The following is a 15,411-nucleotide window of genomic DNA, read 5'->3' as shown; positions in this document are numbered from 1 at the left end:
AACTTTGCGACTGCGGCTGAAGATATTGAATAAATATTGAGCTTCCTTCTTTATAACCAGGCCCGCAGATACCTGCGGGCTGTTTTGGTATGGTACCGAGCTCAGGTGAACAACTGGGCCGCGTCCTGCTGGTTCCCGTGGGTCATGAATTCTGTAGGTGACATCGAGGTGTATTTCTTGAATATCCGGAAAAAGTAAGAGGTGTCATAGTAGCCTAAATAGTTTGAGATATTGGAGATGGACATGTCGGAGTTCAGCAACAGGTTACATGCTTCTATCATGCGCAATTGATGGATGTATTTGATCGGCGATTGTCCGATAGCCTCTCGGAATACGGCGATCGTATAGTTCGGCGACCGCTGAATCAATCTTGCCAGATCCTTGATCTCAATCTGTTCGCGGTAGTGGTCAAGCAAATAGTGTTTTATCATATCGGCATATTTCGTTTTGATCGGTGTAACCTCGGGCTTCTCCAGTTCTCTTGCGATGATGCCGATCAGCTCTTGCAGGATGCCGTGGCAAATGAAGGTTCTAAAGTTCTCCCCCTGCCGCAGTTCCTCATACAAGCGTTCAAATCTTCGCTGCACGTACTGAAGCCTCCACAGCTTGAATTGTACAAATTTCTTATCGTGAAGAAAAGGAATGAATGGCATGGAATCAACTTCATAGTTGAAGATGATCGTAAATTTTTGGTGTGGGCCGGAGAGATGATTTTCTCCGGCGCGACGCGAGCCATGCGGAATAAACATAAAGTCTCCCCGTTCACCGGTATAATCCTCGTTTTCAATCCTGTAAGAAACTTTGCCCTCCATGACAAGAACAAGCACATTGTAATTGATAACCTCGGAATGCGTACGCCAATTCGGGATGAAATCGTCAAAATGTACAGATTTAATTTTCAGCATGAGCATCACCTGTTTAATGAAAATGGTTGCCTTTATTATAGCATTGATGGTTATCACAATGTAAACGAAAACGTGCTGAAATCTTCAAGTTAGTGTTGAAATGTACATCTTCCGGAGATTATGTACATCGACAAAGAAAAGGCCTAACTCTTATACTGAACATAACGCAGGAACAAGGCGTTATCATTCTAGGGGGGAAGGGATAACGACACGAAACCAAGGAAGGCACCGGGCAGAACGAGAGCACGGCAAGCGGTACCGCTGCGGGGGATTCAGGCGAATTCTCAAAGCAGGTGACTGCGTATCATGGACTGGAGCGACAGCATCAAGACGGTCCGCGAAGAATTTATCGAGAAATTTATAGAGAAATACCCGAATATAAAAATCAAATACACGCAGCTTCCATCCGAAAACGATGGGAATCTCGGAGCAGTCAAGGGCTAATTACTTGCAGGGAGCTGCAGCAGTTGCAGGGACGAACGACTAATAATCGAAGTAAAGGAGATTGAACGATGCGAGTATTGCTGCTTGATCTTGATTCCACTAGACCTGACCATCTTGGCTGTTACGGGTATCATAGGAATACCTCACCGCATATTGACCGGATCGCCGCCGAAGGCGTCCGCTTCGATAATTATTACACGTCCGATGCGCCATGCTTCCCCTCTAGAACCGCGCTTATGACAGGGAGATTCGGCATTCATAACGGGGTTGTTGGTCACGGAGGGACAGCTGCGGATGTGCGCCATGAAGGCGAATCCCGCGAGTTCCGCAGCAGGCTGGCCAGTGAAAGCTTCCCTTCCCTGTTCCGCAGCGCGGGGATGAAAACCTCACTTGTCAGCCCGTTCGGAGAACGGCACACCGCCTGGACGTTCTATGCCGGCTTCAATGAAATTTACAATACGGGCAAGGGCGGCATGGAGTCGGCCGAGGAGGTGACGCCGGTCGTGCTCGATTGGCTTGAGCGCAATGCCGAGCAGGATGATTGGATGCTTTACGTAAACTATTGGGACCCGCATACGCCATATCGTGCGCCGGAGGAATTCGGGAACCCGTTCAAGGACGATCCGCTCCCGGAATGGATTACCGATGATATATTTGAAACGCACCGGGAAAAGGTGGGACCGCACAGCGCACACGAGATCAACATGTATAACAACCGTGTCTCGCCCCAATATCCCCGTTATCCCGGGGAGCTTATGGACCGGAATGATCTCCGCCGCATGATCGACGGGTACGATTGCGGTGTGCGCCACATGGACGATAACATCGGCATGATTCTGAACGCGATGGAGAAGAAAGGCATTCTGGACGATACCGTAATTATTATAACGGCTGATCACGGAGAGAATATGGGCGAGCTTGGCATCTACGGCGAACATGGTACGGCAGACCAAGCGACATGCCGGATCCCGATGATCATCCGCTGGCCGGGCTGCATAGCCGGACATGTGGATAAAGGCCTGCACTACCATCTGGATTTGCCGCCGACGATGGCGGAGCTGTTGGGACTTCAGCCGGCGCCGAGCTKGGACGGCCGCAGTTATGCCGGCTCGATCCTGACGGGCGAAGATACGGGACGCGACAGCCTCATTATTTCGCAATGTGCACATGTGTGCCAGCGCAGCGTAAGGTTCGACGAATGGCTCTACATCCGCACCTACCACGATGGCTATCATTTGTTCGACAAAGAGATGCTGTTTCATATCAAGGATGACATTCATGAGCTGCACAACTTGGCTTCCGTCCGCCCTGACATATGCAGAGAGGCTGCATACCGTCTGCTCGACTGGCACGATCAGATGATGATGTCGATGGAGCACGATACTGACCCGCTCTGGACCGTCATGCGGGAAGGCGGGCCCTATCATGCCAAGGGCAATCTCAGCGAATATGCCGAAAGACTTATCGAGTCGGGCAGAGGACGTTACGTGGAGGAATTGAGAAAGAGGCATCCACAAGAGAATTAGCAGTGAAAATGTTGAAAAAATAAACGTTTGAAGAAAAAGCCATCAGTCCTTTTAAATCAATTTTCAGGAGAGGGTTGTTCTCTTCRGTGAAAAAGTGATTTAAAGGGTTTCTGGTGGCTTTTTTTTGGCAGGAGACAAGAAAAATATTTGGTTATACTGCCAGTCCTGACTTAAGATCGGTTGAGAGCAGCTGCGGGTTTCGTGTCACGGCCGGATAAATCAAAGGGAACGGGATCATAATGCCCGTTCTTATTTTTTTACATCGGATCATGTTCACATCTTTCTACCACTCTCACTTAAAACCAAAATGAAATTAAGATAAGTTTTAACATCGGAATATTTGGTAATTCAGTAAAAATACCATGTTTATTTTGATATAAATTCTTTTTATTTGTTTTATCAGTAATACTTTATCCCGAAATGAAAAAAAGATGATAAAATGGATGTAATGAAAGGGGGCGGTTCCAGTGAAGTGGTTTTTTGCGCACTTTGGTAACCTTAACCAGCTTTTTTGGACGTTCTTCAAGATTGGTCCATCCAGCTTCGGCGGTGGTTTTGCCATGATGCCGATTATCGAACGGGAGGTTGTCGTCAAGCGTCAATGGTTTACAGAAGATGAGATGGCCGATATGCTGTCTATGGCGGGCATGGCTCCCGGAGGAGTCGCTGTGAATGCGGCTGCATTCGTAGGCTATCGGAAAGCAGGCGTCATGGGGGCTGTTGCGGCCATTGCGGGCGTTACACTTCCAACGTTTCTGATTGTGATCATGCTTAGTTTCGCTTACCTGTTTTTACGTGACGAACCAAAAGTCCAAGCGGCCCTTAGAGGTATTCATGCCGCTGTCATTGCTTTGATCTTGATGGCTGCCTACCGAATGGCCAAAGTATCGGTGTTTGACGTGTCCACTACTTGCGTGACGACGGCCGCGCTTTTGTCGCTGCTGCTGCTCAGCATTAATCCACTCTATGTGATCCTCCTCGGCTTAGTCGTGGGGCTGGTTATTGTAAAGAGTAAAGAGTGGATCGGTCTCGAGGTTCGAACCGAGAGAATGGGTATCAATGCGAAGTCATTGCGGGAGCCCGAATACTTTATCTGACGATCGGAGGCGCGAGTCATGCTGTGGGAATTATTCATTACCTTCTTTAAGATTGGCTCCGTTTCATTTGGCGGAGGCTATGCTGTCATTCCTTTGATTCAATATGAAATTGAAGCCCACGGCTGGCTGACGAGCAGCGAATTTCAGGAAGCGGTTTCACTTGCCGGTATGGCGCCAGGACCGATCGCAACGAACAGCGCTACCTTGATCGGGTATAAGTCGGCTGGATTGGCTGGGGCCATCGCGACGACGTTAGGCATGATTCTGCCTTCACTCGCCGCTGTTATTTTGCTGTCCGCGGTATTTTTTCGCCAAAGCCGCAGCAAATGGTTCCGATCAACCTTTTATGGTCTTCGTCCTATCATTACCGGGCTCATTATTTATGCGGCCATCTATTTTGGCTTCCTTAATGGGCGTGAGGCGGGATTCACATGGAAGACTTTCGTTACGCTTGCGATATGTTCCGGGTGTATGTTTTTGATGATCAAGTATAAACTTCATCCTATCGCCGTTATCGCTGCAGCAGGGGCGGCAGGAATTATTCTATTCTAATCGAATGATTAATGAATCATGAATAGGCATCAAATGTTTGGAGGGAGGCGAAGGAGTGGAACAAATGAAATCCTGCTGTGCGGTAAGCAGGCAGCAAGCGAACATTGAGCCCAGTGTTATAGCGGTCCCAGGGCCGTCACAAACTGCCGTTCCGGCGCCGGATCACATCGACTTGGATTGGGTTATCATACCGGGCGGTTCCTTCGAAATGGGAACAATTACTAGCGAAGGGTTTCCAAGCGATGGGGAAGGTCCGGTTCGGAGGGTAGAACTCGAATCCTTCAAAATCTCGGCTTGCGCCGTGACGAACGCACAGTTTCGGGCATTCGTGGATGCAACCGGATATCGAACTGAAGCAGAGAGCTATGGATGGTCATATGTCTTCCATTTGTTAGTATCTGATGAAACGAACATCAGGGTTAAGAACGTACCGCGGCAAGTCCCCTGGTGGCTTGTCGTTGATGGAGCAAATTGGAATAACCCGGAAGGGCCGGATTCGAGCATTGAGGGTCGTATGGATCATCCGGTTGTTCATGTCTCTTGGAATGATGCCGCGGCGTTCTGCTCCTGGTCTGGGACAAGATTGCCGACGGAAGCGGAATGGGAATATGCGGCACGAGGCGGTTTACAGGGCAGGACCTATCCTTGGGGAGACCTGCTCAAGCCGGACGGCAGGCATATGTGCAATATTTGGCAGGGAAAGTTCCCGATTAAAAATAATGCAAGCGATGGCTATATAGGCACGGCTCCTACTCGGTCGTATGAGCCGAACGGTTACGGACTGTATAATATGGCGGGCAATGTGTGGGAATGGTGTGCGGATTGGTTTAGTCCTGCCTATCACCGCCAAACGTCGTCAGTTAATCCGCGATATACACAGGATACAGGCAAAAGGTCGATGAGAGGCGGTTCGTATCTGTGCCACCGCTCTTACTGCAACCGCTACAGGGTAGCGGCAAGAAGCGGCAATACACCGGACAGCTCAACGGGCAACATGGGCTTCCGCGTGGCCGCGGACCTGATCCCTAAAGCAACTTAAATGCTATCGAAATGGAATAAATGAAGTATCTTAATACCCTCACGGTAACGGTGAATACTACGCCATGTGATCATGGAGTTTAAAATCACGGTTAACCGGAGGTTTTTTTATCGTCAACTCTTTTGCTGAAGTTTTTTTCGTTTTTTAAGGCGAGGCGTTAGAGGTGAGTATTTACATTTGTATTGGAAAAGAGCACCTTACTGTGCAAGTGGACGGTAAGGTGCTACTTTGCATTGGAATCGACGGATACAATCGCAGCCGACTTCGTTGAAGGTGTTAGGGTTGGAATTGGTACAGCTGTTGCAGGCTATGCATTATACAGTGTTGCTTTGGATCGCAAGCGAGTTAGCGAGGAAGGTTTACAATGAAAAAATTGCAAAAACACGAGTGACATAAAACCCACTATCCCATGAAATTGACCCCCGATTATGAGACAGGGATCAAAACATCTTTAACTTTAGCGTGTACTACCAAGCCCCTTGGCCACCAAGGGGCTTGTTGTTTGCTTCAGAACCGTGGACAGCTGCGTTTTGGTAGACGAACATACGGATAGGAAGCGAAATGATCCCTTTTTAATCTATCATCTAAAAATTTTTTTCAGTGTGAAAAATAATAGGCTCTTCGATTGTATTACTAATGTAAGGGTGACATCAGGTAATCATGAGAAAGTCTGATTAATCCGAACAACGAATAAAATGCTTGAATCTTAAACCAAAAACTTTACGAGGTGAAAGAAATGAAAACAAAATTCAAAATGATAACTCTTTCCACTGTTACCGCATTATCATTAACTTTTGTAGGTCAAAGCTATGCAGCTACCAACCCTTTCTCGGATATAACGAATATCGCGGCAAAGGATAAAATTGTTGCTTTACAAGAACAAGGCGTAGTCCATGGTATTTCGGACGACTTATTTGCCCCGAATGACACCATCACAGCGGCACAAGGTATTCAGCTTATTGTTAATGCAGCGAATCTGAATCTAGATCTAGTAAGATTCCTTGTAGAACCTAAAGCTACGGATTATTTCAAAAACGCAAACAACGATGCTTGGTATGCGAATGCCTTAATTACGGCAAGCGTTAATGGAGTCGTACTGCCAGCCGATCTGGATCTTAACAAGAAATGGACGCGTGAAGAGTTCACTCACCAGCTTATTAGCACGATTGAAACGCACAGCAATCTTCCAAAGATTAATCTTGTTCCTGTCCAGATTAACGATAGCACGGATCTAACCATTGATTATGATGGATCTATCCAGCGCGCGCTTGCTTATAACGTAGTGAAACTAGATGAACAAGGGAACTTCCATCCTAAAGCTGAAATCTCTCGTGCTGAGGCAGCGGAACAAATCTACAATGTACTCGAATACATTAAGGCACATCCTGCACCATCGCCACAACCAGATCTAGAATCAGAAACAAACTCAAAAAGATCACCTTCGTCAACAAGTCCACAAATACCAGGAACAAAATAGGATCTACAAAATCGGTTTTCTCAAAATGATAAAGCGGTCCCCCTAATCATGGGAGATCGCTTAAATTTGACTTTAATGAGGATTAACTTATTTTTAAAGTGAGTGTTCCTCTTTGGAGCTCGCTTCATGGAACGCTTCTCCTTCAATATCGAAGAAACCAAATGGCTGAAATTCCGTTTGGTCTTTTTTTTGTATACACACTCCACATATGTTGAGTGCGTAGTAAGGATATATCGGGGGGACATTGAAAGGTAACTGCTTGAACAAGGTCTGCTGAGAAAACAGCCTTTTTTTATGAACTATCCTAAAGAGTTAATAGATAAAATGAAAGAAGTTGAATTTATTCACAACACCAGTATAGGGCAAAGTGTTGAATGGTAACCACGTTGTAGCAAGCATTATGTTGAGCGTTCTCCTCAGCGGTGAAGGTATTTTCATACGAACATAGAAGATTGTGTGTTGGTTATAGTATTATGGATAATAGAACAACTGCCTCCATAGGTAGTTATTAATATAGAACAAGGAGTAGTACATGGCCTGGAGCAAATTGAAACAAAATCTGGAGAGTTTTCTCTGTCCTGCGTTATATGGAAGGTTCGAATACCGTGCAACGAGCTACCGTTATTTACCCGATAAAGCAGGGCTTTGTTATATTGCAGTAGATAAAAAAAACGTATTTAATATGAGTGATACAACTAACTTAATCAGATGGTATCAGACGGAGCTGGAAATTAAAAATGATCCAGATATCCAAATTCCTATCAACAATGAAGAAATTGAAGCAGTCAGAAAGGATACCAAGGGGATAGTACCGGAGGATCGTCTAAAAGTAATTGCAAGAAGTAGAAAAAAATCAGAATATGCAAAGGAGCTTTTGTCGGCACAGTCATCATTAAGTAAATCAAATTTTATCGTTATAGCCAATAAGTTTTTATCCATTTCTATAGAGGAAAGCATAGAGAGCAATGATATCTTATTGAATGTTCTAGCTTTGGTGGACAGACGAGTTGGAAAAAAGCGAATTTTAAATATGACCGAGAAGATGAAGTTAAAGCATCCAATTGTGCAGTATTTTTATGAACTACGGCTAAGTACGTTTTGAAAATAAATTGTTGGCCAGAAAAGTTTAGTAGCTGAGATGTATTGGCGGAAATAGTAAAGAGGGGTGAAAAACCCCTCTTTTTGTTTTAGAAATTTCATCGTACAATGATGTTTTTTTAACAAAAAATCAGATTAATTCACTGCTATCTTCGAAACTGTTTCGATTCAAATAAAAATAAATTAAATTATCTCTAAGTTCAATCTCCCTTTTGAATCCTAATTTCCTCAATAAACTAATTGATCTTTCATTCTCTGGTTCAACAGTTGCATCAACAATCGTTAGTCCCATTTTTGTATATCCAAAATCAATTACTACTTTCATTACTTCAGACAATAATCCTTTGCCCCAGTATGGCTTAGATAAATCGAATCCGACTTCTGCTATAAAGACATCATTGGTTTTTCTTAAATAGTGGTATCCACATGTACCGATTAAACTATTATTGTTTTTGTCAAACAGCCCCCACCGACAGCCTGAATCCTCTAGATGAAATCTAATAATCTCCTCAGCTTCTTTTATATCCTTACATGGTTCAATATCCATAAATCTTGTAATTTCTTCATCTGAGAAATGTTTTAATACTGCTTTGGAATCTTGTATTGTTAAAAGCCTAAGATTTAGTCTTTCTGTTTCTAATGAAGGAAACTCAACTTTTCTATAGATCGGCACAATTCCTGGCCCCCTCATTTCTAATCAAATCTTTATCAAAATATAATTCTAGTCAGGACCTAATTAATCCTTTTCTAGCAAACAAGGCTAGCCGTAGGGGGAGTTGCTATACTCCATTCGAATTGGAAGGCGGCCATTTTGGTCGGAAAACCATAAATATAAAGTCGTTATACCGAAAGCGGACAGAGGATGGAATTCTGTAAAATAAAATTGGGATATTAGACTCATTACGGTAAATGAAAGGGAGAATGCTGATATGGCAGAACTGAAGGTAACTCATCTAACCGCGGAATACCGCCGCCAACTGCTCGGGACGGATGTTACTCATCCGCGCATGAGCTGGCGTATTGAATCCGACCGTCAGGGGACCTCGCAAAAGGCCTATCGAATCCAGACGGCCGGGGAGAACGGGAATTTCGATGAACCGCTGTGGGATTCTGGCCTTTGCGAGTCGGACAAGAACGTTCTGGTTCCGTATGATGGGCCCTTACTTTCATCCTGTACCCGGTATCTGTACCGGGTGAAGGCATGGGACAATTTCGGGCGTGAGTCTGAATGGAGCGAGCCGGCGTGGTGGGAAACGGCGTTCTACGACTCGAAGGAATGGGTGGCGCAGTGGATTACGCCTTCTTCCGAATCGATCGATCCGCAGGCAGAGCCGGCATTCTTGCTTCGTAAGCCGTTTTCGCTGATTGGCGCGGAAATCGCTTCGGCGCGCATTTATGTAACCGCTGCCGGCGTGTACGAGCTTTACCTCAACGGGGAGAAGGTCGGAGACGACGAGCTTGCGCCAGGATGGACAAGCTATCGCTCCCGCCAAGCTTATCAGACCTACGATGTGTCGGCGCAGCTTCAGAAGGGCGACAACACGATCGGAATCATGGTAGCCAACGGCTGGTACAAAGGACGGCTGGGCTGGGAGAACAAGGCCAATCATTACGGCGATCGCCGTGCTGTTCTTGTACAGCTGCATGTTAGATACAACGACGGAACCGAAGAGGTGATGGGATCCGATCCAACTTGGAAAGCCTCGACGGGAGCGATACGCTTCTCTGAGATTTATGATGGAGAAACGTACGACGCCTGCATGGAGCAAAATGGATGGAGCGAGCCGGGATTCGACGATTTGTCTTGGGGCGCTGCCGAACGTCTGGAGCTGCCGCTCACGCATTTGGTCGCGCAAGAGAATGTTTCGACACGCGTGACGCAAACACTGAAGCCGCTGGCTGTAATATTTACGCCATCCGGCGATACCCTGCTGGATATGGGCCAGAACATGGTGGGTCGAATCCGCTTTAACGTCTCGGCGCCGGAGGGTACGGTAATTAAGCTGACCCATGCCGAAGTTTTGGACAAAGAAGGCAACTTCTACATGGGCAACATTCGAACCGCCAAACAGTTGGTCACATTCATTGCCAAAGGCGAAGGAACCGAAACCTATGCGCCGCATTTTACATTCCAAGGATTCCGATATGTCAAGGTGGAAGGCTACCCGGATCAAGAGAAGGGATTGCCGCCAGATGCATTTACCGGCGAAGTGATTCATTCCGATATGGATCAGACGGGAGCATTCGAATGTTCGGATGAAATGGTGAATCAACTGCAGCGGAACATCGTGTGGGGCCAGCGGGGCAACTTCCTCGACGTTCCTACAGACTGCCCGCAGCGCGACGAACGTCTTGGCTGGACAGGTGACGCGCAGGTATTCGCCGGTACGGCTTTGTTCAACTACAACGGCGGACCGTTCTTCACCAAATGGCTGCGTGATCTGAAGGCAGACCAACTGGCCGACGGCCAGGTTCCATTCGTCGTGCCAAACATTATTCAAGGGTATTCGTCAGCTGCTTGGGGCGACGCCGCGACAGTGATTCCATGGGCGATGTATACGAGCCTGGCTGATGAACAAATTCTCGTCGAGCAATACGACAGTATGAAGGGTTGGGTGGATTACATCCGCTCCCAGGGTGAAACCGAGCATATCTGGAACACTGGCTTCCATTTCGGAGATTGGTTGGCCTTGGACGCCAAGGAAGGAAGCTATATGGGCGCCACTCCGAGCCACATGGTAACGGCGGCATATTTCGCACTTTCCACGCGAATTATACGGGATGCCGCCAAAGTGCTTGGCTTCGAGGAGGACGCCGCTTATTACGGGGCGTTGGCCGAGCGGATCGCTGCGGCGTACCGCGATGAATTCATCACGCCGAACGGAAGGGTCGCTGCTCGAACGCAAACCGCCCATGTGCTGGCTCTTGTCTTCGATCTTGCTGAGTCGAAGGACCGCGCAAGAATCGCGGGCGACCTGAACGAAATGATCGTGGAAAACAACTATCACCTGACCACCGGTTTCGTTGGTACGCCTTATCTTTGCTTCGCGCTCTCGGATAACGGATACCATGAAACGGCGGTTAAGCTTCTTCTACAGAAAACATATCCTTCCTGGCTCTATTCCGTTTCCAAGGGAGCGACCACGATTTGGGAGCACTGGGACGGGATTAAGCCGGACGGCTCGTTCTGGAGCGATGACATGAATTCCTTCAACCACTACGCCTATGGGGCGGTGGGCGAATGGATGTACCGCAAAATTGCTGGTCTTTCGCCGGATGCGGAACAGCCGGGCTACAAAAAAGTCCGGATCGAGCCAGACTTCACAGGCGGAAGGCTGAGCCATGCCCGGGCGTCGTACGAATCGATGTACGGGACTGTGGAAGCGGGATGGACGTTTCATGACGGGCATATTCGTATCGAGGCCGTCGTTCCAGCCAACGCAGCCGCGTCGATCCTGCTGCGCGGAGCTCATACGGACGAGGTGAAAGGCAGCATAAAGGACGAAGGAATCTTGTCCATCACACAAGAAGCAGAAGGAGTCAGGGTAGAAACCGGGTCGGGCCGTTACGTGTTCACATACGCCAGGAGGGATTCTACTTACCGGATTTACACACCCAATATGCGGCTAAGCGAAGTCGTCCAATGGGAGACGGCCAAACAAATCCTGGACCGACATGCGCAGGGTTTTTCCGGAAATTTGAATCATTTTGCCAACATGCCTCTAGCAGCGGCAGCGAATAGCCCCATGGGTACTGCCATTTCTAAAGAGCAATATGAGGCCATCAGCCGTGAGCTCTCCCAAATCCGTGAGTAAAGGCGAAGACGTCTCCCATCCTTTGGCGTGTATCGCAAATGAAATAGAAAAGATATAATACAAAGAAAGTCAACCATAACAAAGGAGGAACGGCGGCATTGCGCAGAATCAAACCGGTAGTCAACTCACTACGCTTCAAATTTTTTGCMGCCGTTCTCGTTATTTTCATTCCTCTGGTTACCGTTCTTATCGTCAATAATTACTATTCCGTCGACGTAGTCCGAAACCAGGTGGCGCAATCTAACAAAAATATGTTGAGCCTGTATAAGGACCAGATCGACCGCAATCTCGAAGAAGTGGACAAGTACCTGGCTAATACGTTGGAGAGCGATTTGAACGTGCTTGATCTCGAATTTCCCAAAGAGATGGACGAGGATCGCTATAACATCGCAAAAATTACACTATTTAATATGATTCGCGAGGATCTCGGCTACTACCCGATTCTGGATTCATTTTTCGTCTATTCCGAGATCAACCGCGACCTGATTGTGATACAAAACTCGTTAGATACTTTTGAAGCACGCGAGTCGGCGCGGAACGAAATRCTGGAAATGATTAAACTTAACGCCAATTCAATCGATTACGCACGCTGGCATCTCTGGGAAGGCAAGAACGATTATTACTTGTTCCATCTATTGAAGTCCGGCAATGTGTATATGGGGGCATGGATGAGCAGCGATAAATTGATGGTGCCGCTCAATCTGATTGATCTGGGCAAATCCGGGGTTGCACTTATTACGACGGACAACGACGAGCCTATCAGCCATAAGGACCTGATTCAGGACAAGGAAATCGACTTGGAATTCCCAGAAGAATCCTATACCATCACAGGGGAAGGCAAGGATCAGTATCTCGTGATGGGTGAGCCTTCCATGCAGGGCAAATTTAATTTAGTGGTTGCTGTGCCCGACAGCACGATCCTTCAGAAGCTACCTTATCTGCAGCGGATCTCATCCTTCATCTCGCTGACTGCCGTTCTGTTTCTGTTTCTCTTCGTCTTTATGATGAGAAGAGTATTCCTGAATCCGGTCAAGCGGATAGTCATTGCCATGCGGAAGCTTCGGGACGGCAACTGGGATTCCAGGATGGAGCAGGTGCCGACCTCAACGGAGTTCGAAATTGTAAACGAAACGTTCAACCGAATGATCACCGAGATTCACGATCTTAAAATTAACGTGTATGAGGAGAAATTAAACCATCAACGAGCGGAGCTGCGCCATCTGCAGCTTCAGATTAATCCTCACTTTTTTTTGAATTCGCTCAATATCATTTATAATCTGGCGACGGTAAAGGATTTTGCCCTGATCCAGGAAATGACCAAATGTCTGGTGTCCTACTTCCGGTTCATGTTCCGCAGCAATTCCTATTTTGTGGCGCTTAGGGACGAGCTTGCCCACACGGCAAACTATCTGAGGATCCAGCAGCTTCGATTCCCGGATATCTTCCAATACCATGTCGAGATGCCCGATCATCTGCTCGATACGGAGGTGCCGCCTTTGATCGTTCAGACCATGGTAGAGAACACAATCAAATACGCGGTCAACATGGAGGAACTGATCCTGATATCGGTTGAAGTCTGCATAGAAGAGACCGGTGGAGATTCGCGCCTTGTCATTCACATTAAGGACACGGGTCCCGGGTTTCCGAAGGAGGTACTTCAGCGGCTTGCGTATGAGGGAGAACCAGTCAACGAGACAGGGGAACAGATCGGGATTTGGAACGCTAGGCGCAGGCTTCGCTTGCTGTATGAAGACCAGGCGGATATTGGTTTTTATAACGAGAACGAATCGGGAGCCGTTGTGCGGATTTCCATTCCCATAAAGACAAAAGATCCTTGAGGTGATGAATCATGTATCATACGTTGCTTGTTGACGATGAAGTCCACGCGGTGAGAGGACTGCAGGCAGGCGTTCATTGGGACCGCCTGAATGTAGGATCTGTGTATACGGCGCATAGTTTGAAGCAGGCACAGGAAGTTTTCCGTTCCCAGTCCGTGCATTTGATGGTTTGTGATATCGAAATGCCTCAAGGGTCTGGATTGGAATTGGCCGCTTGGGTCAAGGAGCATTATCCCGATACCGAGACCATTTTCCTGACTTGCCATTCGGATTTTCAATTCGCCAAACAAGCCATTCAACTCGACAGCTTCGATTACTTACTGAAGCCCGTTGATTATTCGGAGCTTGAATCGGTGATCGGCAGGGCGTTCGACAAGATGGCCAAAGCAAGGGAGCTGCGTTCCTTCGAGGAAACCCATCATCATTACAGGCAGCTCTGGGAATCGCATCAGCCGGTCGTGGCAGAGCTTTTCTGGCAGGACCTGATTCAGCGGAAAATCCCTTCAAATCCGGAAGCGCTCTGCGGGCACTTGCGGAAAGCTGGACTTGCGTATTCCGAAAACATCCGTTTTCTGACCGTCTACACCCGCGTCCAGCGCTGGCATAAAGAGCTGTCCGAACGGGATCAGCGAATCATGGAATATGCCCTTCGCAACGTGCTGCAGGAAGCCATGGAAACAACACCCGGGGCGGCTGTCATTCCGGCAGCTAACGGTTCTTTTCTGACCGTGATTCCTTTGGAATTGCCTGTGAACGAGGCGGAAACACGTGAGCATTGCGATGCGTTCATCCGCAATTGCAATCAGTATTTGTATTGCGATATCAGCTGTTACGTCGGCGATCGCGTGCCGCTTTACGAATTGGTCGGCATGCTGCGCTCCCTTCAACAGCTCGACGAGAATAACGTGACCCAGATCAACCGGACGTTCATGCTTAGTGAGTCTAAGAAAAAAGGGTCAAGGCTGGATCCGGCACCTCTCGCCGGATGGGCGGAATGGATGAAGCAGGGTGCCCGGGATAAGCTGTCGGAACAGGTATCGAAGTATTTGGAGTCATGGAAAGCTTTCGACGGCTCTGTCGATGCGCAAGCCCTGCATGCCTTCTACCAGGACTTCCTCCAGATGATATTTTTCGTCCTTCAGTCGAAAGGTCTGCAGGCTAATCAGGTATTCGCGCAAAATCTGCTGACGGACAAGCCGGAAACCGTGCTTCGCTCGCTGGTATCCCTGCAGGAGTGGGTAAGGTATGTCATCGAAGTCGCAATGAACCACATTCATGCCATAGAAGAAAACTTATCCGTCGTGGACAAAGCTAAACGTTTTATTGCGGACCAGATCGGACAGCAGGACTTATCTCGGGAAGACATCGCTAGACATGTTTATCTCAATCCGGACTACTTGTCGCGAATCTTCAAGAAAGAGACGGGAATGTCGCTTTCGGACTTCCTTCAGCAAAGCAGGATCGAATATGCGAAGGAACTGCTCGCCAATACCGGTCAATCGGTCAGCGACATAGCGGTCGCTTCCGGGTACTCGAATTTGTCCTACTTCTCGACGATCTTCAAGAAAGCAACAGGAGTGAACCCGGTGGATTATCGCAAGCGGACGCAGCAAAATTAAG

General features: G+C 47.6%; 13 protein-coding genes. 11 read left to right on the top strand and 2 right to left on the bottom strand.

Annotated features, from left to right (window positions below; translation table 11 throughout):
• Window positions 1-101: 101 nt before the first annotated feature.
• Window positions 102-905 (bottom strand): helix-turn-helix domain-containing protein, encoded by an 804-nt coding sequence (locus AC1DLI_RS31250; protein WP_477609123.1) that lies wholly within the window; start codon window positions 903-905, stop codon window positions 102-104.
• A gap of 306 nt (window positions 906-1,211) precedes the next feature.
• Between AC1DLI_RS31250 and AC1DLI_RS31245 the strand changes: the two genes are divergently transcribed.
• The 8 genes from AC1DLI_RS31245 to AC1DLI_RS31210 all read left to right on the top strand — a co-directional run bounded on the left by AC1DLI_RS31245 (window position 1,212) and on the right by AC1DLI_RS31210 (window position 8,142).
• Window positions 1,212-1,349 (top strand): hypothetical protein, encoded by a 138-nt coding sequence (locus tag AC1DLI_RS31245; protein ID WP_477609121.1) that lies wholly within the window; start codon window positions 1,212-1,214, stop codon window positions 1,347-1,349.
• A gap of 68 nt (window positions 1,350-1,417) precedes the next feature.
• On the top strand, window positions 1,418-2,875 hold the full coding sequence (locus AC1DLI_RS31240; RefSeq protein WP_477609119.1) for a sulfatase family protein: 1,458 nt from the start codon (window positions 1,418-1,420) through the stop codon (window positions 2,873-2,875).
• Between the two features lie 467 nt (window positions 2,876-3,342).
• On the top strand, window positions 3,343-3,972 hold the full coding sequence (locus tag AC1DLI_RS31235; protein WP_477609117.1) for a chromate transporter: 630 nt from the start codon (window positions 3,343-3,345) through the stop codon (window positions 3,970-3,972).
• 18 nt (window positions 3,973-3,990) lie between these two features.
• Window positions 3,991-4,524: a chromate transporter gene (locus AC1DLI_RS31230; protein ID WP_477609115.1), complete on the top strand. Its 534-nt coding sequence runs from the start codon at window positions 3,991-3,993 to the stop codon at window positions 4,522-4,524.
• 64 nt (window positions 4,525-4,588) lie between these two features.
• A complete protein-coding gene (locus AC1DLI_RS31225) occupies window positions 4,589-5,563 on the top strand; it encodes a formylglycine-generating enzyme family protein (RefSeq protein WP_477609215.1) in 975 nt (324 codons plus the stop codon).
• 233 nt (window positions 5,564-5,796) lie between these two features.
• The gene (locus AC1DLI_RS31220) at window positions 5,797-5,931 is read left to right on the top strand and encodes a hypothetical protein (protein ID WP_477609113.1); all 135 of its coding nucleotides are present in this window, start codon (window positions 5,797-5,799) and stop codon (window positions 5,929-5,931) included.
• A gap of 368 nt (window positions 5,932-6,299) precedes the next feature.
• Window positions 6,300-7,040 (top strand): S-layer homology domain-containing protein, encoded by a 741-nt coding sequence (locus AC1DLI_RS31215; RefSeq protein ID WP_477609111.1) that lies wholly within the window; start codon window positions 6,300-6,302, stop codon window positions 7,038-7,040.
• Window positions 7,041-7,572: 532 nt separating this feature from the next.
• The gene (locus tag AC1DLI_RS31210) at window positions 7,573-8,142 is read left to right on the top strand and encodes an SF0329 family protein (protein WP_477609109.1); all 570 of its coding nucleotides are present in this window, start codon (window positions 7,573-7,575) and stop codon (window positions 8,140-8,142) included.
• Window positions 8,143-8,268: 126 nt separating this feature from the next.
• Here the strand turns inward: AC1DLI_RS31210 and AC1DLI_RS31205 are convergent, their stop codons facing one another.
• Window positions 8,269-8,811 (bottom strand): GNAT family N-acetyltransferase, encoded by a 543-nt coding sequence (locus AC1DLI_RS31205; RefSeq protein ID WP_477609107.1) that lies wholly within the window; start codon window positions 8,809-8,811, stop codon window positions 8,269-8,271.
• A gap of 256 nt (window positions 8,812-9,067) precedes the next feature.
• Between AC1DLI_RS31205 and AC1DLI_RS31200 the strand changes: the two genes are divergently transcribed.
• The 3 genes from AC1DLI_RS31200 to AC1DLI_RS31190 all read left to right on the top strand — a co-directional run bounded on the left by AC1DLI_RS31200 (window position 9,068) and on the right by AC1DLI_RS31190 (window position 15,410).
• The gene (locus tag AC1DLI_RS31200; RefSeq protein ID WP_477609105.1) at window positions 9,068-11,953 is read left to right on the top strand and encodes a family 78 glycoside hydrolase catalytic domain; all 2,886 of its coding nucleotides are present in this window, start codon (window positions 9,068-9,070) and stop codon (window positions 11,951-11,953) included.
• A gap of 98 nt (window positions 11,954-12,051) precedes the next feature.
• Complete coding sequence (locus AC1DLI_RS31195; RefSeq protein WP_477609103.1) at window positions 12,052-13,791, top strand: sensor histidine kinase; 1,740 nt, start codon at window positions 12,052-12,054, stop codon at window positions 13,789-13,791.
• Window positions 13,792-13,802: 11 nt separating this feature from the next.
• Window positions 13,803-15,410 (top strand): helix-turn-helix domain-containing protein, encoded by a 1,608-nt coding sequence (locus AC1DLI_RS31190; protein WP_477609101.1) that lies wholly within the window; start codon window positions 13,803-13,805, stop codon window positions 15,408-15,410.
• The last annotated feature ends 1 nt before the right edge of the window (window position 15,411 follow it).

It is taken from the genome of Paenibacillus sp. 01T443, from assembly GCF_056398325.1.
The sequence above is the reverse complement of the archived record's forward strand: the minus strand, read 5'-3'. Positions and strand labels throughout refer to the sequence as shown.